At 32.3% G+C, this 21,102-nt stretch carries 17 protein-coding genes; 1 reads left to right on the top strand and 16 read right to left on the bottom strand.

From position 1 onward, the window contains the following. Positions 1 to 15: 15 nt before the first annotated feature. The 15 genes from ACFSGI_RS08475 to ACFSGI_RS08405 form a co-directional block, all read right to left on the bottom strand. Positions 16 to 1,185, bottom strand: a complete 1,170-nt coding sequence (locus ACFSGI_RS08475) for a M20/M25/M40 family metallo-hydrolase (RefSeq protein WP_379282943.1) — start codon at positions 1,183 to 1,185, stop codon at positions 16 to 18. Continuing rightward, entirely contained in the window at positions 1,124 to 1,966 is an 843-nt protein-coding gene (locus ACFSGI_RS08470; RefSeq protein WP_204823705.1) for a [LysW]-aminoadipate kinase, read from the bottom strand. Before ACFSGI_RS08470 ends, ACFSGI_RS08475 begins: the two co-directional genes overlap by 62 nt. Positions 1,967 to 2,018: 52 nt before the next feature. Continuing rightward, complete coding sequence (locus ACFSGI_RS08465) at positions 2,019 to 5,321, bottom strand: non-ribosomal peptide synthetase (protein ID WP_204823704.1); 3,303 nt, start codon at positions 5,319 to 5,321, stop codon at positions 2,019 to 2,021. A 17-nt stretch (positions 5,322 to 5,338) separates the two neighbouring features. Then, positions 5,339 to 6,325: an acyl-CoA dehydrogenase family protein gene (locus ACFSGI_RS08460; RefSeq protein ID WP_204823703.1), complete on the bottom strand. Its 987-nt coding sequence runs from the start codon at positions 6,323 to 6,325 to the stop codon at positions 5,339 to 5,341. 3 nt (positions 6,326 to 6,328) lie between these two features. Further along, complete coding sequence (locus tag ACFSGI_RS08455; RefSeq protein ID WP_204823702.1) at positions 6,329 to 7,471, bottom strand: acyl-CoA dehydrogenase family protein; 1,143 nt, start codon at positions 7,469 to 7,471, stop codon at positions 6,329 to 6,331. A 15-nt stretch (positions 7,472 to 7,486) separates the two neighbouring features. Beyond that, entirely contained in the window at positions 7,487 to 8,515 is a 1,029-nt protein-coding gene (argC, locus tag ACFSGI_RS08450) for an N-acetyl-gamma-glutamyl-phosphate reductase (protein ID WP_204823701.1), read from the bottom strand. Continuing rightward, positions 8,512 to 9,369 carry a lysine biosynthesis protein LysX gene (lysX, locus tag ACFSGI_RS08445; protein WP_204823700.1) on the bottom strand — a complete coding sequence of 286 codons (858 nt, stop codon included), beginning with the start codon at positions 9,367 to 9,369 and terminating at the stop codon, positions 8,512 to 8,514. Before lysX ends, argC begins: the two co-directional genes overlap by 4 nt. Before the next feature lie 4 nt (positions 9,370 to 9,373). Next, on the bottom strand, positions 9,374 to 9,535 hold the full coding sequence (locus tag ACFSGI_RS08440; RefSeq protein WP_379282938.1) for a lysine biosynthesis protein LysW: 162 nt from the start codon (positions 9,533 to 9,535) through the stop codon (positions 9,374 to 9,376). 15 nt (positions 9,536 to 9,550) lie between these two features. After that, positions 9,551 to 10,540: a transketolase family protein gene (locus ACFSGI_RS08435; RefSeq protein WP_204823699.1), complete on the bottom strand. Its 990-nt coding sequence runs from the start codon at positions 10,538 to 10,540 to the stop codon at positions 9,551 to 9,553. Beyond that, positions 10,537 to 11,346, bottom strand: a complete 810-nt coding sequence (locus ACFSGI_RS08430) for a transketolase (protein ID WP_379283937.1) — start codon at positions 11,344 to 11,346, stop codon at positions 10,537 to 10,539. Before ACFSGI_RS08430 ends, ACFSGI_RS08435 begins: the two co-directional genes overlap by 4 nt. Before the next feature lie 11 nt (positions 11,347 to 11,357). Next, on the bottom strand, positions 11,358 to 12,704 hold the full coding sequence (locus tag ACFSGI_RS08425) for a DegT/DnrJ/EryC1/StrS family aminotransferase (protein ID WP_204823697.1): 1,347 nt from the start codon (positions 12,702 to 12,704) through the stop codon (positions 11,358 to 11,360). A gap of 12 nt (positions 12,705 to 12,716) precedes the next feature. Next, positions 12,717 to 14,168 (bottom strand): alkaline phosphatase family protein, encoded by a 1,452-nt coding sequence (locus ACFSGI_RS08420; protein ID WP_204823696.1) that lies wholly within the window; start codon positions 14,166 to 14,168, stop codon positions 12,717 to 12,719. 15 nt (positions 14,169 to 14,183) lie between these two features. Further along, positions 14,184 to 15,200: a BtrH N-terminal domain-containing protein gene (locus tag ACFSGI_RS08415; protein ID WP_204823695.1), complete on the bottom strand. Its 1,017-nt coding sequence runs from the start codon at positions 15,198 to 15,200 to the stop codon at positions 14,184 to 14,186. A 29-nt stretch (positions 15,201 to 15,229) separates the two neighbouring features. Beyond that, a complete protein-coding gene (locus ACFSGI_RS08410; protein ID WP_204823694.1) occupies positions 15,230 to 15,808 on the bottom strand; it encodes a hypothetical protein in 579 nt (192 codons plus the stop codon). A gap of 92 nt (positions 15,809 to 15,900) precedes the next feature. Continuing rightward, positions 15,901 to 16,119 carry a response regulator transcription factor gene (locus tag ACFSGI_RS08405; protein WP_204823693.1) on the bottom strand — a complete coding sequence of 73 codons (219 nt, stop codon included), beginning with the start codon at positions 16,117 to 16,119 and terminating at the stop codon, positions 15,901 to 15,903. A 126-nt stretch (positions 16,120 to 16,245) separates the two neighbouring features. Here ACFSGI_RS08405 and ACFSGI_RS08400 point away from each other — a divergent pair, with 126 nt between their 5' ends. Next, on the top strand, positions 16,246 to 16,707 hold the full coding sequence (locus ACFSGI_RS08400; RefSeq protein ID WP_204823692.1) for a DinB family protein: 462 nt from the start codon (positions 16,246 to 16,248) through the stop codon (positions 16,705 to 16,707). A 69-nt stretch (positions 16,708 to 16,776) separates the two neighbouring features. Here ACFSGI_RS08400 and ACFSGI_RS08395 read toward each other — a convergent pair whose 3' ends face one another. Further along, positions 16,777 to 20,958 carry a non-ribosomal peptide synthetase gene (locus tag ACFSGI_RS08395; RefSeq protein ID WP_204823691.1) on the bottom strand — a complete coding sequence of 1,394 codons (4,182 nt, stop codon included), beginning with the start codon at positions 20,956 to 20,958 and terminating at the stop codon, positions 16,777 to 16,779. Positions 20,959 to 21,102 lie beyond the last annotated feature (144 nt).

The raw sequence follows: 21,102 nt of genomic DNA, 5'->3' as shown, positions 1-21,102 counted from the left end.
GGCAACCTCCATTTTTTAATCTATATATCCTAATGCTTGTAAACGTTGTGTAATTTCCTCCTCATCTTCTGCTGAAAAAACATCTTGATTTGATTCTATTAATTCATTTGATAAATTTTCTAGCCCCAACTTCAGAATTTGAATAGCTAGTTCATATTCTTTTAGTTCCAAATGTTCGTTGGGCGTATGGTCTAACATTGAATCTCCTGGACCATAAGCAATCATAGGTATATTTGACCACTTTGTATTGACAATATTCATATCTGAGGTTCCTGTTTTTACTTTCACTTTGGGTTGTAAAGAAAATTCACGAATAGCTGACAATAAAGCTCTAGCCACAGTAGAATCTCTCTTTTTCAAAACTGCTGGTGTTACCTCTGAGAAACTAATAGTAGCTTGATCTTGTATCGAAAACACAAATTGTTTTAAGGCTTCTATATCATACTCAGGGGGGATACGTATCGAAATATCCATGCTACATTTTTCCATTGTACCCTCGATATTTGTGATTGTTGCTGTTGGATCATAAAAAGCGCTAGAAGCATTTTTATTTATAAATTCATTTAATTGATTCCAAAAATTATAAGCTAGCATTGTTGATTTATCTCCGTTACCAGCTGAGTGAGAAGACAAATTTTCAATAGAGTAATGAATACCTATTTTTCCTTTATACCCAACAACAATATTAGAGCATCCACTAGGTTCGCCAATAATTACAGCATCAGGATTATAGTGATGAAGAATATAATTTGCTCCTTTAGAACTAGATACTTCTTCTTCAACAGCACCGACAATAATTAACCTACAGTCCATTTCTACTTGATGAAATGCAGAGATGAATGTAGCAAGTGCACCTTTGGCATCAACTGATCCTCTACCATATAATTTCCCATCTTTTTCTTGTACATTTGTATATGGAGCAACTGTATCCATATGTCCAAGTAAAAGGATTAATGGAGCATCTAAATCTCCTTTTTCAACAATTAAATTCCCCGCTTCATCAAGCGTACTGTTATACCCCAAAGAACTCATATATTGTTGTAGAAAATCTGCAAGTACTTCTTCTTGTCCCGAAATAGAAGGGATCTCTACTATTCGTTTAAGTAAATCAATGTGAGTATAGTTATTGTTCATATATTCTTGTCTCCTTTTCAACTGCTCTCTCAATAATTGTGCCTTGTCCATTCAACGCTTTTTGTATAGCATCATATTGCCTACCATCAGCTATAATCACTTTTTTTAAATGTTGATTAAGAAATGCTTCAGCAGAAGCAATGAGTTTAAGTTTCATTCTTCCTTTGGCATATTTCATATTTTTTTCAATATCATGATGAGTAAAATAATGAATAATACTTTCCACATCATTGCAATCCGTCATTAAACCAGGAATATTGGACATTAATAATAAACATTCGGCATTTATAGCTTGAGCAATAGCTGCTGCTGTTCGATCAGCATCCACATTGATCGCCCCATAATTAGGATCATAAGCAGGTGGTGAGATGACAGGAATATAACCTAAATCAAGTAACATCGTTATTAATTCACTGTTTATCTTTGTAATTTTGCCTGTCAAATCATCACGTATAATTTGTGTCTTACCGTTAAAAACTGCTTTGATCGCTGACTTTTTTTGAGCTTGTATAAGCATACCGTCTATCCCAGATAACCCTATAGCTTTGACTTCATATTTTAATAATTGTTCAACAATTAGAGGATTTAATCTTCCCTTCATAGCCAAATTGAGAATATCTAAAGAATCACTATTTGTGTATCTACTGGTGACTCCACTAGTAGAAGTAATATATACAGGTGGAACTCCTAATTGCTCTCCAAGATTATTGGCTATATCAGATCCTCCATGCACAACAACAACCTTAAATCCTTCTTTAACTAAATATGATATATTTTTACAGCAAGAGGCATAATCAATTCCTACCGCGCCACCAAGTTTGATTACAATCATCATATTCCTCATTTTTAACTGTATTTTTCTATCTATTCATATTAATTTCGCTTTAATTTTGCAATAAATTTTTCACATCTGCTTCAGACATTCCTTCTAATATTGATAATAATTCCAATTGTTCTTCAATATCAGGCTCAATTTCTATTAAAGCTTGTATCAAATCATCTAGACTGGGATTGCTAAATAATATTTGCAAAGAAATATCAATTTGAAGCAAATTACGTAAACGAGATATACATTGTGTAGCTTGTAAAGAGTCACCTCCTAAGTCAAAAAAGTTATCTGTCATTATAATATTTTGTACACCTAGAATTTTCTCAAAAATAGAAGCTACTTCTTTTTCTATTTTTTTCGATGGTTTGATATCTGTACTAGTATTTCTTTTATTAAAATCAGGTAAAGGAAGCTGTCTAAAATCTATCTTCCCACTTGGATTAACTGGTAAATATTCTAAAAATTCGAAGTACTGTGGAATCATATAGTTAGGAAGGTCTTTAGCAAGATAGCTTCTTAATGCACTATTAGTCGGAGATTCTTGTTGAGGATATTTAGAAACAAGATAAGCAACCAAGCCTTTTCCATTGGGTAAATCTTCTCTGACTGCAATATGAACATTTTTAATTTGAGAATGCTTATAAAGAACAGCAGCAATTTCGCCTAATTCAATTCTAAATCCTTTAATTTTAACTTGATTATCTATCCTTCCAAGATATTCTAAACTCCCTTGAGGTAACCATTTAACCAAATCACCCGTTTTGTACATTTTGTTGTAACTTGAAAATGGATTATCTATGAATAATTTTTGATTTAAATTTTCTTGATTTACGTATCCTTGAGATAAGCCTTTACCGCTAATATATAATTCTCCAGGTACACCAATAGGTACAAGTTGCATAGATTTATTTAATACATATAGTTCTTGATTAGCCATAGGCTTTCCAATTGGTGGAGAATATTTATATGTTCCATGACATTCTTCAAATGTTACTGCACAAGTCGCTTCTGTTGGACCGTATGCATTAATAAATCTTCGATTAGGAGATTGCCAACGAGTAACAAGTTCACCCGAAAATGCTTCTGTACCAATAAACATCAATCTTAAATCTGGAAAATGTTGAGGCTCTAAATAAGTTAACATTACAGGAGGTAAATCCACTATAGTGATTTTTTGCTTTATCATAATTTCGGTTAAATGCTCGGGTTGAATCAAATGATCTCGATGATCTACATACAATTCAGCACCAGATAATAAAGCAGAAAATATTTCAAATACAGATACATCGAAGCTTAACGAAGCAAATTGCAAAATATGATCTTCTGGCGTTATATCCATCATATCAATACAAGAGAATATAAAATTGACTAGAGCATCTTGACCAATTTTTACGCCTTTCGGTGTACCAGTAGAACCAGAAGTGAAAATAATGTAAGCTAGATTATCATCATTAACAGAGAAATTAGGATTATTTGTATTTAAATTTTCAAAAAAATGCTGTTTATATTCTATAGTATGAATGTCTATTCCGTTTAATTTATTTAAATGCTCGGATTGAGTTAAAATCATTTTCATATCCGAATCCTCAATCACACGTTGAATTCGATCAATCGGATAACTAGAATCAATCGGAACATACCCTGCACCTGATTTAAGAATAGCTATAATGCTTACAATCATATCTATTGAACGATCCATACAGATACCTACAGAAGAAGTATTTAAACCTTGTTCATGTATAAAATAAGCCAATTGGTTCGCACGGTTATTTAAGTCTTCATAACTGATCTGCTCGTCTTGAAATCGAACAGCTATTTGATGTGGATAAGTACTAACAATGTTTTCAAAAATATGATGAACAGCTTGATCACTATTTAAATATTGCTTTTCATTCTGACCTAAATTATGAATAATATTATTTTCTTCTTGTGCTGGTAAGATAGATAGTTCACTAATCGGACTATGTGGACGATCAATAATAGCTTCAATTAATGTTTCAAAATGTAACAGCATTTTTTTTATTTTTTCAGCTAAAAAAATATCAGTATTGTAGCTAGCAAACATTCGCAGACCTTCTTTTTCTACGCTTAAATCCATGCTAAGATCAAATTTAGACGTAGGAATAACAAATTCTTTATATTCGAACTCTGCTTCACCCAGTGTTGTAGGAATATGATTTGCTGATTGTAACGAGAACGTTACTTGTACGAGAGGAGCACGACTTGCATCACGCTGCACATTAGATAATTTCACTAGCTGTTCAAATGGAATATCTTGATTTGCAAAAGCACCTAAACAATTAATTCGTACTTGTTGCAAAATAGTATGAAAACTCATGGTACTGTCTAATTTTGTACGTATAGGTAACATATTCACAAAAAAGCCTATAAGTGGCTCTATTTCTACTCGATTACGATTTGCATTTACAGAACCAATAATAATATCTTCTTGATCTGTATATTTATTCATCAAAATCGTAAACATAGCTAGTAACGTGGTGAAAAGAGTTGTATTTTCCTCTTTGCCTAATTGTTGGATACCTTGAAGTAATTTATTATTTATTATTTTTTTTTCATGTGATCCATTAAATGACCATTGATTCGGTCTTGATTCATCCAGTGGAAACTCTAAAGTTGTATTAGCGTCTTTCAAGTATTCTTTCCAATATTTGATTTGATTTTCCATTTTATTTCCTTGAAATAATTGACGTTGCCAGATCGAAAAGTCAGCATATTGAATTTCTAACTCTTGAAGTGGGATAGATTGTTCAATTATCAATGCTTCATAAATTGTTTTAAGTTCTTTTAAAAAATTAGATAATGTCCAACCATCAAAAATAATATGATGAATTGAGATTTGTAAAACATGATGTTCTGGCTCAAATTCGATATAACTTATTCGTACTAAAGGTCCTTTTTGCAGATCAAACGAAGCTAGTGCCTCATCATAGATAATCTGTGTTGATTTGTGATCACGATCTTTTGCAGACAACATTTTTAGATCATAAGATTTAAATTTGATTTCTAAATGATCTTTAATCACTTGGATAGGTTCTTCATTAGCATCTGTAGTAAATGTAGTACGTAATACTTCATGACGTTTGATAATATGATTGATAGCTGATTCCAAAGTATTTTTGTTGATTTTCCCTTTTAAATCAAAAATTAAAGGATCATTGTATGCAGAATTACCTGGTGCTAATTGATCAAAAAACCATAATCTTTGTTGAGCAAAAGATAGTGGGATAGGAGTGTCTACATTCCTTTTAGAAATACGGTCTTCATTGATTCGACTCATTCTGTTTTGCAAAAATGCAGCTAATTTTTTCTTTTGCTCTGCTGTCTGATCATTAGTCATATTGAATAGCACCTTTCTTAATCAAATGTATTTTCATATGCATTTGTCCATAACAATGATTGAATCATCGTTTGCGTATAATATTTTTGACTTGAAGAAGAAAACGTCATCCCGTATGCGCCATGAAAATGTGTACATTCTTTTACTGTTTTTTGAGCTTGATTAGCATTCAAATTAAAAATACTTTGAACATTTGTTAAGCTATATGATTGATTGACTAACGAAGCTATATAGATTAGCAATTTATTCATAGCCAATGCTTCCGTTTGTAGTAAGGCTAGACGATGTGATAAAGTTTGAAGTTGAAGCAAAGGTTTACCAAACTGATATCGACTACGTGTATATTTAATAGTGGTTTGGATCATCCCAATACAGATCCCATTAAAATAAGCAGCTTTTCTCAAAAAAGATTTCATGTATTGTTCATCCAAACTATCTTTAGAAAGAGGGAAAGTCATTACTGGAGTAAATAAATTAGCCATAAATTCTAGACGAAAAAGATAAGATTCTTTCATATATTTTTCTACATGATATTGTATATATTCAGGATTGTTACAAATTAAACTAATTTGATTTTGTTCAATAATCAAAAAATAATCTGCTTGATCAGCAAAAGGAATATAATTACACTCTCCTTTTATTTTCATTTGTTGTTCAATCCAAGAAACATGTAATTTAGCATCAGATAGAACGATTATTTTTTTATTTAACCAATCCAGAGGAACATTCTCTTTTAAATGGTCAATGATAAGTCCTCGACTAAAAGCATTTTCTAAATAAAGATCAGGATATGCGAACTCTCCAAATGTTTGCGCACATAATAGTTCTGCTTCAAAACCCAACTCAGCTCCATTCAAATAGGCAGGTAATCCTATTTCTAAAGCACCCGTTTCTTCTACTGCTCTCCATAATTCATCGATTTTATTTTCAGCGTTTGATTGTACTATTTCGTAAAATAAATTTTTCAACATATTTTCTTCTTCATTTAGCAAAACTTTCATCATTGTTCACATCCCTTCGTCAAAAAAGGAAGCTGAAATAATTTGCAACATGATTTCTGATGTTCCTGCTGCAATAGTGAGTCCAGGAATTTCGCTCAATATCTTATCCAATAAGTGAAGAGCATGAGGATGATCGAATGTATTATTTATTTTTATATCTAGCATAAGTTCATACATGTCTTGACTTAATTCACTATTATATAATTTGGACATAGCAGAAGAAACTTCATCATATTGATGTATTTTATTTTGATAAATAATAGACCATGCCATAAGTTGCCCTGCACGAGCTTTCAATTTAATTGCTTCTAATTTTTGTAAGTTGTTCACATTTTTGAAAATGGTTAGATCACTATTGCGTATACAGCTCTCTAATTGATAGATCCATTTTCGAATTTTCACATTAAAATCCAGCCCAGTTCTTTCTATCATTAGTGCTTTATTTAACAATGTCCAACCTTGATGTAAATTACCAATCAAATCATCAAACCCAACTTTGACCCCTTCTAAAATAACTTCACAAAACTCTTCTTCACTGATAGTTGAGATAGTTTTCACTTGAACATTAGGATCATGTAGTGGAACGATAAAGAGTGATATGCCATCATATTTAGATACACTTTCTTTTGTTCTAACCACACATATAGCATAATCGCTATGTTCGCTATGAATGCTATACACTTTTGTTCCGTAAATTTTAAAAGACTGCGTACTTTCGTTATACTCAGCTTTTGTTTTCAAAGAAGCTAAATCCGATCCTGCTTCTTTTTCTGAATATAAAATCGAAAAAAAGATGTTTCCGGTTGCCATTTCGTGTAAATATTTATTTTTTTGATGATTGTTTCCTTCTTGAAAAATAAATTGTCCCGCAATGTCTATTGTCAAATTATGCGGACGATCTGCAAAATTACTAATCCCTAATTCTTCTGTAACTATTGCAGCATCAATCTGTGTTTTTCCTAGCCCGCCATATTGACTAGGCCAATTAATAGCCAACCATCCTTTCTCACCGAGTTTTTTATAAAATTTTTTATAATTGTATTCGTTCTCTAAAATGTTATAGTTATATCCATCATATTGAGAAATAAATGTTCTTATTTCTTTTCTTAACTGTTGTTGTTCTGCTGTAAATATAGCATCCAACTCCATCCATGCTTTTTGATTTTAGATAGGATGTAATCCTATAAAATTCAATCCTAATGTTTCGTCCCAACCTGCTACGATGTTTAGTACTTGTACTGCATTACCAGCTCCACCTTTTACTAAATTATCAATAGCAGAAATAATAACTGCATGTTTACCGGTTTCTTGATCCAAACTAAAACCAATATCACAATAGTTAGTGCCTGATAAAATTTTAGGTTCAGGATATCTATACAGTCCTTTTTTTTGTTTAATAATTCTTATAAAAGGTTCATCATTATAGTATTTGCGATAGATACTCCATAATTCTTTTTCTTGTATTTCACGATTAAATGTTACATGTGCACTGATTTGTATACCTCTTACAAGTTCCACACTGGTTACCGTGAGCTGAACATCTTTATTAATTTCTTGTTTTAGCTCAGCTTCATGTCGATGACCCATTGATTTAAATAATCTTACAGTTCCAGAGCGCTGAGCATGTAGATTAGATAGATTAGGAGTAGCACCTGAGCCACTAGAACCCGTTTTTGCATCTATTATAATTCGATGATTTCCCAACACATTTTCTTTCTCTAAAGGCATTAATGCCATCAAACTTGCATTTGCCATACATCCAGGTATTGCAATATAATTCGCCTTTTCAATAGACTCACGATAAAATTCTGGTATACCCGACACAAATTTAGGTAACCACGTAGGCTGTTCATGCTTCTTTTTATACCATTTGTAATATTGATTGATATCTTTGATTCTAAAATCAGAACTTAAATCAATAATATATTTAGCTTTTTGGCTATAACTATCAATATGGCTCATCGCTATTCCATGAGGAAGGCATAAAAAAATGACATCGCTAGATAATATTTCATCATGTCCACTAAATTTTAGACTTGTGTAACCTCGCAAATTAGGATGAACATTAAAAATATAGTCTCCTTTATATTGATTAGAAGTTGCTGCAATGACTTCAATATTTGGATGTTGCAACAACAGCCTTAATAACTCGCCTCCAATATAGCCAGATGCTCCGATCACTGATACTTTCATGAATCACACACCTTTATCAGATAGTCTACAATGTGATCAGCAATATTAATATCTGTTGCTTGTTCCATTCCTTTAAACTCCATTGTTGGATTGATTTCATTAACAAATAATTCGCCATGTTGATTCTCAATCAAATCAATAGCTAATAACCCTTCTCCTACTACTTCAATACATGCTTTAGTTAAGCGAATCATATCTTCGGTTAATTGACATGCTTCTGGTATCGCATCTCTCGCTGTATTCGTAATCCAATGATTAGATCTACGGTACATGGAACCTATGATTTCATTACCAGCTACTAAAATACGAATATCTCGATCTGGTTTTTGCATAAATTCTTGAATATAAAAAATATGATGGATAGGAGAACCCAGTACTTTTTTATGCTCTAATATACTTTCAGCAGCATAGCGATCACTTATTTTAGCAAGCAATCTTCCCCAAGAACCAACAATAGGTTTAATCACAACCGGATATCCTATTTCTTCAATTAATTCCAATGCAGAATCGTAATCAAAAGCAACTGCTGTTTTTGGTGTAGCAATATTATGCTTACTTAATACAACAGATGTTTTCAACTTATCTCCACACAAATCAATAATCGAGCTGTGATTTACTGTTAGTAAGCCTTGACTTTCAAAACACTGCATAGCATACAAACTTGTATAATAAGAAATGCATCTGTTTAATACAGCACGGTAAGGTGATAAAGAATGATTATTGTACAAATGAAATTTAACTTTCCCGCTATCAATGTAGTCATAAGAAATCTTTCTTTTTTCGAGACAAAGAAAAATATCTTTTTCTTCTTTCCTAATTTTTGAAGCACATATAGCAAGCTTATGTTTCTCCAATAGTTTACTCTCCCCAATCCTCTTCAATTTCTGGCGCGACTGCTAAAATAATAGGTTGGGTACTCAATACTTCTAATTCAGTCTGACAACTTTCACATTCTACAACCTCATTGACACGCGTATCTTCAGCAACAACAATTAAAGCATCACATTCTGGACAATTCATTATAAAAACCTCCTTTTAATGGGTACACATGTGGACAGCTGTTTTAACAATATGATTTACATCAAAATGATAATGATCGTAAATTTCTTGATGATTCCCTGCTTTTTCACAAAATATATCTTCAAAGCCAAGTCGTATCACTTGAATAGGACAATATTGTGAAGTGACTTCTGTTACAGCACTTCCTAATCCACCGATAATATTATGCTCTTCAATCGTCACTATAGATTTTGTTTCATTTGCAGCTTGGATAATCATATTCTGATCAATAGGCTTGATCGTATGCATATTAATCACTCTAGCTTCGATACCTAAATCGGCTAATATATTGTGTGCTTTGAGCGCCATATTTACAGGCTTCATACCTGTAGCAATCAACGATATATCTTTGCCAGGTTTGAGCATCATACTTTGACCAATAGTAAATGTATAATCTTCTTTATAAATATATTCTTCTTCATCTCTACCTAGCCTAATATATACAGGTGCATTGATATGCACAGCTTCTTCTATGGCCTTAGCCGTTTCGTAAGAATCTGCGGGAACCATGATCTGCATATTCGGTAAAGCACGCATAATAGCGATATCTTCTAAAGCATGATGAGTAGGACCCAAATAACCTGCTGATACACCAGAATGGGTAGCAATAATTTTTACAGGCAAGTTATTATAAGCAATATCAACTTTGATTTGTTCACAGGCACGCGTAGTAGCAAAAGTAGCCATCGTGTTAACGAAAGGAATATTTCCTTGAGCTGCCATACCGGCAGCGATAGACATCATATTTGCTTCAGCAATCCCTACTTGTATAAACCGATCTGGAAATTGTAAGCCAAATGTACTCTCTAGTCCGCCCATATCGCTGTCTAAGCAATAAATATGATCGTATCGGCTTGCAAGTTCTTGTAATTTTAGTCGATATACTGCTCTAGAAGACCCTTTATAATGCTCTCTCCATTCATCAATAGATTGGATATGCAACTTATCTTTAAGGATAGTATTCACATCTCCCAATTTTTATTTAATTCAACCACCGCTTTTTGATATAATTTAGAAGATAATTTTACATAATGGCTTTTTTTGTTATTTTCCATAAAACTCACACCTTTTCCTTTGATTGTGTTTGCAATAATGAGTGAAGGTTTACACGATTCAAAAGGAGTTTTAGCGAATGTATTCATTAATGTATCAATACAATGTCCATCAATTTCTTGGACATTCCATCCAAAAGATATCCAGCGATCTTGAAGTGGCTCTAATCCCATAACTTCTGTTGTTTGATCACTGATTTGAAGACGGTTTCTATCTACAATTGCTATCAGACCATCTAATTGATATTGTGAAGCACTCATTGCTGCTTCCCATACTGATCCTTCTTGTAACTCACCATCACCCATCAATACATAGACTTTATTTGATTTCTTTTGCTTTTTCAGTGCTAATGCTGTACCTACTGCTAGAGATAATCCATGTCCTAGTGATCCAGTAGGAAATTCTATTCCAGGTAATCCTTTTTTAGGATGACCGGCTAGGCGTGTATTCGGTTGACAATACGTAGATAATTCATCTGTTGAAAAAAAACCTTTTTCTGCTAATACAGAGTAAAGTGCTGAACAAGCATGTCCTTTACTCAAAATAAAATAATCACGTTCTATCCATTTCGGTTCTGATGGTCGCATAGATAAAGTATGAAAAAAAAGAACCGCTAATATATCTGTAGACGACAGTGATCCTCCAATATGTGCTCCTGTACGACTACTGCCCATACCTAAAATATGCTTTCTGATGCTATATGCTTTTTCCTTAATCATATAAGAATCCATCAAAAAACTCCTTTGATTTCATGCTGAGAGAATGCAGTCCAAGGTGGAAAAGCTTCTATATTTTTTCCTATACTTTCCACAATATTTAAATACTCAAACAATTTATAAAAAGCATCTGCATAATTTTTTAATAATAAATCACTATTCGGATTAAGATGCATTTTTTGGAGCGTAAGAGTATTTTCAATAACATCTAATGTATTAGGTGTATCTTCTATTTGATAATCATACGTTTGATTTGAAATTTTCCAAGGATACTCATCACCGTATCCTTTTTTATATTGAAATACTTGGTGACCTTGCAAAGGAATTTTTTGATACTCGGATAAAGGTACTCCTTCAGCAGCTAATACTTTTTTGATAACTTCACGAAACTGTCCATTTTTCAGTTCAAACAATCCAGCAAGTTGGGAATCGAATCTAATTCTTAATATATGCCATACATGGGTACGATCAGAATAGATTTGAGGAACAATAACACCAGGTAATTCTGAAATACTTTTTAAAAATTGAATAATATTGTGATTGCGTATTTCTTGCTCTTCTTCAAAACGCTCTAATTGACTTCTAGTAAAAGCAGCTTGAATCGAATTTAATTTGTAGTTCCATCCCATTGTCTGATGAATATATTCCCTTTTTTCACCTTCTTTTACTAATTCCCCAAACTGACGATTCATCAGCATTTTCTCATACAACTCATAATTATTAGTTGTAATTAACCCCCCTTCTCCACAAGTTGGTAAGTTTTTGCTCACGTTAAGGCTAAATGTAGTAATATCCCCTATTGTTCCAATATTCTTAGAATCATAAGTCGCACCGTGTGCCTGTGCCGCATCTTCTACAACTTTTAGATTATACTTTTGAGAGAATATAAGAATTTCATTCATATCTGCGGGTAATCCATGAAGATGTACTACAATAACAGCTTTTGTTCGTTCACTCCTTTTACGTTGCATATCATCTAAGGATATATTAAAAGTAATAGGATCAATATCTACAAAAACGGGAATTAGTAAATGATATAAAGGAGCAAGAGCAGTTGCAATAAAGCTAAGTGCAGGAACAAGTACTTCATCCCCTGGCTTAAGGTCTAAAGCACTTAAAGCTAAATGAAGTGCAGTGGTTCCGTTAGAAACAGCAACACAATATTGTGCTCCTACAAAATTAGCCCATTCCTTTTCCAAGTTACTTACTTCAGATTCTCCAGCAGACATTGAAGTAAATTTGCCACTTTCTAATACACGATTTACTGCTTCATGATCCTGATTTGTGACTATGGGCCATTCTACTTTTCTTGCCGAAAGTGGAACAGCAGCCTTTCCCCCTAAAATAGCTAATTTATTCATATAAATCCTCCTTTAATCTAAATATAATGCTTTAAGGCGATTTACAAGTTCTTCTTCGTCTTCTGCTGAATATATTTCATCTTCTACAGCATGAAGGATTCTTCCCTCGAAATGATTAGGAACAGGAACTTGGAATAAATTTAGAATTGTTGGAGCGATATCATATAAATTCATATCATCATAAACACCGTTTTGTTTAATCTGTGGTCCTGCGAAGGCTATAAATCCGTTTATAGCATGTGCCCCTCCATCTTTACCTAATTTTTTTGATTCTGTAAATAAATCAGGATTTCCTATACGATCTGATGTTAATGTCCGATAATCATCTATTTGTAAACATAAGTCTGGACATTTATCTTTCTGATCTCCTGTAAATAATTCAGAGCCTGTGTATAATTCGATATCTATATTCATATCATTAAAATAGTTAATTAATTGTTCGGATATTTGTTCTAAATACATATTGTATTGCTCGTTATCTGTAGTCCCAAATCCACCTAACTCTCTAGTATTCAAATAAATTTGCCCACCATAGCCAGAAGCCCAAGCAATCGTCTTCTCCCAATCGATAGAAGCTTGTGCTAATGAAGTTATAGTATTCGTATTTTGATTGAGAACCAGATAGCCCTTTTGAATTAGCCAATCATTAATATTAAATTTGCGCTCTAACTTCTGCATACCATGATCGCTCAAAATCATTATATTAGTCTGATCATCTAATTGATCAAGTAACTCTCCGATACGCTGATCACAGTATTTATAATGCTCCCAAATAACATTTTTATACTCATTATTTTTATCATAGCGCGGATGTTGGTCATCTTGAAATTCAACAAAATAATGTCCAATGCGATCAGTACCCATAAAAACTGTGAACAACAAATCCCATTCTTTATGTTTAAAAATATAATCCAAAGTATTGAATCGTTGTTCATCCATATGAAGTATATCTTTTTGCAATTGATGATAATCTACTGCTTTTTCATCAATCACTACATCTAATACGATATCTTCTTGAAGATACTCGATTATCTCTTTTTTCAGTTCTTCTGGAGAAGTAATTTTCCCTGAACTTTGTGGAGCCATAAAGCATGAGAGACTTCCTCCATTAGGTATATATACAGGTGGATAAGAAACAGGTACACCTAAAGTCCATACTTTTTTGTGATGTTGGGATAACATATTAAAAATAGTTGGTATTGTTATCTTTTTAGAATGGACAAATCCAATATCATTATAAGAAGTTCCTTTGCGATAAATAAAATCTGTAAATCCAAAATGTCCTTGATCTTTGCCTGTAATGATAGAAGTCCAGGCTGCTGGCGTAACAGGTTGTATAATACTTTTCAATTTTCCAGAAATCCCGTTATTTATAATCTTTTTAAGATTTGGCAAATCGTCTATCCATTGATTCACCCATTCTGCACTAAGACCATCAAGACCTATTACTATTAGTTTTTGCAAGATAACACCCCTAGCTTATGAGATTACAGATCTCATTTTTTGAAAAACCTTTTGATAATCAAATATCAATTGTTGTCCACTACTTTCTATTTGACTGGCTATTTCACTACTATGATTGCGATAGTGTGCACCTAACATACGAAGATTAGACCATGAATGCGCTAAGCGGTTTACATCTCTACCTATTTCTGCGACTTGAAATAAATTCATCTGTAATCCTATTGAAGTCAAAAAATCACCATGAAGTCCTGTTTGCTGTTGTATAGTCCATCCGACTACGTAAAGTTCATCCATTGCTGTAGGATCATTTAATGTACTCCTTATATGCAATTGATTAAGCAATTTCTCAATGCCATCAATACCAAGCCATATATCATTTTCAGAATTTACTTGCCACCCATCCAAATTACTATGGATAACTTGATATAACCATTCTTGATTTAATTCTGGAACAAATTGTTCAATGACAACATCTAACCAGCGATTTTTAATAGGATTATCTGTATAAAAATAAAGACTACGATCATTACCAGGATTAAGAGAATTTCTTGCTTTCCTCAACACTTCTATAGGTATAGCACCTTTAAATTGTGGTGGTTTATTGTCTAACACATATACTAATTCTTGTTCAAAATCGACACCATAAACAACAACAAGGTGATTGGTGTGTACATCATTATATGCCGGACGAAATGGTAAATAAAAATTATCTACTGCAACAATAACTGGCTTGCCTGCATGGAGCTGTTCAAGCAGTTGTTCCCATCCTTGTTCTTCATTCTGTGGTATATTCCAATTAGAATGAATAGGAAAAAAGGTACTTAAAGATTCTGCTGGATTATTATTATCTTGGCATGGATAATAATATTCTTCTTTTCGATAATCACCTTTGGGATAAAAAAAATTCCATTTTGCACCCAGTACTGGTAATGGATCTATACCTGCATGAATAAGAGACGTCGCGATACTATCTTGTAAACAACTCGTAAGATCATGTCTCCAAATCTCTATAGGCTCCAAAATCGTTCTCATGATTTTACATCTCCTATTACTATTTAATGTTATTTTACTAATGTTATTGCAAAAATATGGATCGCCTTATTTTTTGGAAATGAAATTTTACTTAAACGTGAATTGATTCTAGGTACAGGAATACGTTGTAACCAAATTGTTGGTTGATGATTGTGTTGAATATGATGTGGATAATGCATATTTTGGGTTCGGATACCTATCGGTTCTCCAAAAAAAGAATCTCCTGGCCAAAAATCAGATACTCTAATCCATTCTTGATCTATCTCGCCATTTTCGTAATACAAATAGACTGTATCTTCTGCTCTTCGTTCCCCAGCGGCTAAGATATAAATCCAATCATAAAAAGCTGATTCTATCTCTATAAGTTGACCATCAACAATCATGTTATTCATTTCTCCATCTTCCTTCGACGGAAAGAGAAAAGGAATACCTTCAATTTCAATTTCAGTATTACTTGGTGGTAATTCTTCTGCTGGGAATGTGTTCCACCATACATTAAATCTACCGTCTGATAAATTATTAGCATAACTTATCGCATCATTATTAAAAAAAGAGGAAATATCTACAATTTTAGTTTTTTTCTCGCTTTCAACAGAATAGGAAGGCAATTGTATTCACTCCTTTAAATGAATGTAGTCATTCTATTGTAATAATTCAGCAATACTATGCAATTACTCATATGAGGGGTTTATTTATTTTTTTAAATCGCATATCCTATGTCTATTGCTTTGATCACACATTGTACGCGATTAGATACATTTAATTTCGAGTAAATTCTAGAGATGTATTCGCGTGAAGTATGGGGACTGATAGCAAGAAGATTGGCAATCTCCCTATGGTTCAAGCCGCTGATTAATAATTTAAGTACTTCATCTTCTCTACCTGTTAATTGATATTTTACTGTTTCATCAGATTTCATTATTCATTCTCCTTTGATTTATAGTCGTTTGAATTCACACGACAATAATATTTATTTCAAAAAAAAAGATTTGAATAGATAAAAATGGATTAATAGTATAAAAATACAATTAAAGGAGCAATTATAATGAATATGAAAGAATTGATTTTGTTTCAATTAGCAAATAGTTATTACGAAAGCGGCTGGTTTGTATGTGCAACTCAGTCACTTGCACATTTAACGGAAGAACAAACAATATGGCGTAGCAATAACGATACTAATAGTATTCGAGGTATTGTAGAACATCTTATTTTCTACAATACGCAGTACTTACGTGAATTTCTAAATGAAGATACTCTCCCAGAACCGAAGCAAAACTCAGATACTTTTAATACTGATTCTAGTTCCTCTTGGAATGAATTATTACAACAATTAGATCAAATAATGTCCAATTGGAAACAAGTCATCGAACAAGCTTCTGACGAAACGATAGAGAAATGGATTGAGAATTTAAGTCACCTTAATATGCATACTTCTTATCATGTAGGGCAAATCATTCAAATACGGAAACAGCAACAATCATGGGATCCTAAATGGGGAGTTCATTAATGTTCAACTCAAATCTATACTTACGATTTGATAATTTAAAAGCTCGTATATTTTATAAATACGAGCTTTTTACACATAATCTGATGATTCAGCAGAATCGATATCAGCGATTAATTTATTAATATGATCTGCTATCTGATGAATACCAGGCGGTTGTAAAATAGTATAATGATCCCCTACAATTGTTTTCACATCTATTTCTTTTTCTGACCATATTCTCCATCCATGTGTATCGTCATTGCTTTGCAGTTCAGAAGCACTTAACAATACAATTTGTCCGGGATATTTTTGCTGCGGATTGTATTGGTGCAGCGCAATAAGATTAGCCTTATAAATATTAAAATATGTTTCTATTTGAGACATTTGGATTATATTTTTTTCGTTTTTAGATTCTTGTAAAAGTTGATAAAGTTCTGACAGTGATTGTATTTTTTTTGTAATTAATGATTTAGAAGCGTTTATGCTTTTCAAAAAGTCCATAATGAATTGTTGTACAATTTCTTGTTCGGACATCAATTCAGACATTATATTTTCGCTCCAACTATCAATCATTATTAGTAAGGGCGCTTTTCCAAATTCCTCAAATAACTGCATCCCTATTTCAAATCCAACAATTCCTCCCATTGACCATCCCACTATTATTTCTGGTGACTTTTGTATAGCATTAAGATCGTCTTTGTATCGTTTTGCCATTTTATAAATTGAAGATAGTACAGGTTCCTCGTTATCTAATCCAGGTGCTTTACATCCGTATATAGATTGATTTGTATGAATTAGCTGAACAAGCTTAGCGTAGCAGAATATATCTCCGCCAATAGGATGAACAAATACGACACTATTTGAATTACTACTTTTTCTTAATTCAATTAATGCACTACTTTGTATCTGAGGAATATCATTCTCTAAAGCTTCAACCAAACTAGATATTGTCGGATTTTGAAATATAACAGATACAGCCACAGAATATCCTACCACTTTTTCAATTTGCCGTATTAATTGTATAGATGTAAACGAATGCCCCCCTAACTCAAAAAAATTATGTTCTGTGCTAATCACACTTATATTTAAAATATTTTTCCAAATCTCAAGCATCTTCCTTTCCAGATCGTTTTTTGGTGCCACAATTTGTTTATTTGTAAAACTATTTATTATTGTAGGATGCGGTAAATGCTTTCTATCCACTTTTCCATTTGAAGTCAATGAGAATTGTTCAACAGGTATAAACCAACTTGGTATCATATAAGCCGGTAAATGTTTTTTCAAATAATTCCGTAAATCCTCAGCATGTACGATTTTATGATCCAAAGTAACATAATAAGCCAAAATTTCTGACTCAGCTGCTTCATTTTTTCGTACTACTACCAATGCTTGATGGATATCAGGATAACCATTTATATTTTTTTGGATTTCTTCTAGTTCTATTCGATAACCTCGAATCTTTACTTGTTCGTCTTTTCTACCAATGTATTCTATATCATCTTTTCGAAATCGAGCTAAATCTCCTGTACGATATAATCGAGCATTTTTTTGAGAAGCAAAAGGGTGAGAAATAAATTTTTCGTCTGTTAATTCAGGTAAATGATTATAACCAATCGCCAGTCCAGCCCCACCAATATGAATCTCTCCAATTACTCCTTCGGGAACAGGCTGCAAATATTCATCCAAAATATAAAGTTCTAAATCATCTATTTTTTGCCCGATCATACTATCATTCATCAAATCTGATTTTTTTATTTGCCGATATGTCACATGAACAGTTGTTTCAGTAATACCATACATATTGATAAGTATAGGATGGTAGTCTGAATATTTTTCAAGCCACAAATTTAATTTAGATAGCTCAAGTGCTTCACCACCGAATACAATCACTCTTAGAGATAAAGTCAAATTCAAAATACGATCTGACTCAATAAACTGATAAAATGCTGAAGGGGTCTGATTAAGAATAGTTACCTGCTTAGCATGAATATAATGATAAAATTCGTCTATTGAGCGACTAATCCAATAAGGAATAATAATGAGTTCACCACCGTAAAATAAGGCCCCCCACATTTCCCAGACTGAAAAATCAAAAGCAAAAGAATGAAATAAACACCATTTATCTTTAGATTGAAATTCAAATATACGATCTGTACTATCGAATAACCTAACAACATTAGAATGTGGAATCATTACACCTTTTGGTTGCCCTGTAGTGCCAGATGTGTAAATAATATAAGCAAGATCAGAAGGATCACACAAAATCTCGGGATTATGATTAGACTGATAAGGAAGATACTCTCTGGCTTCATCTAAAAAAAGAATAAATAAAGAATTTGTTTTTTCAAAATCTTTGTTCCATGTACTTTCTGTAATTAAAACTTCACTATCACTATCTTTTAAAATATAGTGTTTACGCTCTTTAGGATAATAAGGATCAATAGGAATATAAGCAGCACCCGTTTTTAAAACAGCTATGATAGAAATCATTATTTCTAACGAACGATCTAAGCAAATACTAACTCTTGATGAACGTGTAACACCATGCTCTATTAAACAAGAAGCTAATTGATTTGCTTTCATATTTAGTTGCTCGTAAGTTAGTTTTTCTTGCTCATAGCTTACTGCTATTTCTTTTGGATATAACCTTACTTGTTGTTCAAACTTTTCATGAATTGTTGAATATAGTTGTATATGTTTTTTTGCTTGTCCTTTCGATATCCATTCATTTTTGTTTTCTTGAGATAAAATAGATAATTTGTATATGTTTTCGAAAGGCGACTGAATAGCATCGGTAAATAAATATCTAAAACTTTCAGCTACTTGCTGTATTCTTTGTTCTGTAAACAGCTCTGTATTGTATCCAAAATAACAAATCAATTGTTCAGCTTCTCTTACAACATAAAGAGACAAATCAAATTTGACTGTATCATAATCCCCTTCTATAGTTTCTACTTGCAAATCGTTTAGTAGCAATACATTTTTATCATTAGTATTATTTTGTAAAACACATATAGCCTGAATGAAAGGAGTATAACTTAAATCTCTTTTTGGATTAAGATGTTCTACTAACATTTCAAATGGAATATGTTGATGAGTATATGCTTCTAGGCAACTATCTCTAATTTGCTGAAGTAAATCAATAAAATTCATATTCTTTGAAAAATGAGTGCGTATAGGTAATGTATTCACAAAAAAACCTATAAGATTTTCGATTTCTACATTACTACGATTGGCAGTTACTGTGCCTACAATAATATCGTCTTGATAGGTATATCTTTGCAACAAGATATTATATAACGTAAATATTCCCATAAATAGTGTAGCCTGATTATGAGTACAGATTTTTTCCAATTGTTCGACTTCTCTTTGAGGTATACGTATTTCAAAAGATTTTCCGTTATAATTCTGTATTGCTGGTCTAGGCAAATCTGAAGGAAGTTCTATTAAATAAGGAGCATCTTGCAACTTTTTTTTCCAATAATCAAATTCTTTTTCTATATTTTTTTCTTGTAACTGCTCTCGCTGCCAAATAGAATAGTCTGCATATTGAATATTCAAATCCTCTAATGGTGAGGGTAAATCATGAATAAAAGCACTATATATTGAATTAAGTTCTGCAAAAAAAATCCCCATAGACCAACCATCTGAAATAATATGATGCATAGATAAAATCAGAATATGTTCCTCTTGATCCAATTGGATCACATTGGTTCGAAATAATGCAGTAGTAAAATCAAAGGGTTGATCAAAATCTTTTTTTATAAATTGTTCAATGGCTACTTTTTGTTGTTCTTTGGGTAGTGAAGTCCATTCTAAAAATGAATACATCAAATTTGGTTGAGAAGAAATAATTTGCATTGGTTGTCCATTTTTTTCTTCAAAAGTAGTTCTTAAAATTTCATGTCTTCTTATTATTTCTAATAACGATTTTTTTAATGCGTTTAAATTAAGTGGGCCTTTAATTAATCGAATATCTTGAATATTATAAAAAGAACTTTCAGGTTGTAATTGCTCCATGAACCAAAGTCGCTGTTGTGCAAATGATAGTGGAATAGGAAAGTTTCTATTTTGAGGAGAAATATTTGAAATGTTAGAAGTATAATTTCTTTGAGAAGTATTTTTGAGTAAATTCCAAATTTTATCTTTATGTTCTTCAAAGCTATATTGCAAATCACTTGGCAAGTCTTTTCCATATTTTAGTTGGTCATCTTCTATCCAAATTTTCACATTTTGTTCCCTTAGCTTTTCGAGTAATTCAAGTACTCTCATCATAATCCTCCCTTAATATTAAAATTTAATGCTCGTAAGGTAGTTCATTTATTGAATGAGGAGGAGTGACATTCGCTATGGGAGGAGTAGTCAAATAGCTAAAATTAAAAAGAAAAGTGCTACAAAGTATAAAAATGTATTTTT

Origin of the sequence: Paenibacillus nicotianae, assembly GCF_042681745.1 — a bacterium.
Classification (GTDB): domain Bacteria; phylum Bacillota; class Bacilli; order Paenibacillales; family Paenibacillaceae; genus Saccharibacillus; species Saccharibacillus nicotianae.
This window is presented reverse-complemented; position numbering and strand designations above follow the sequence as displayed.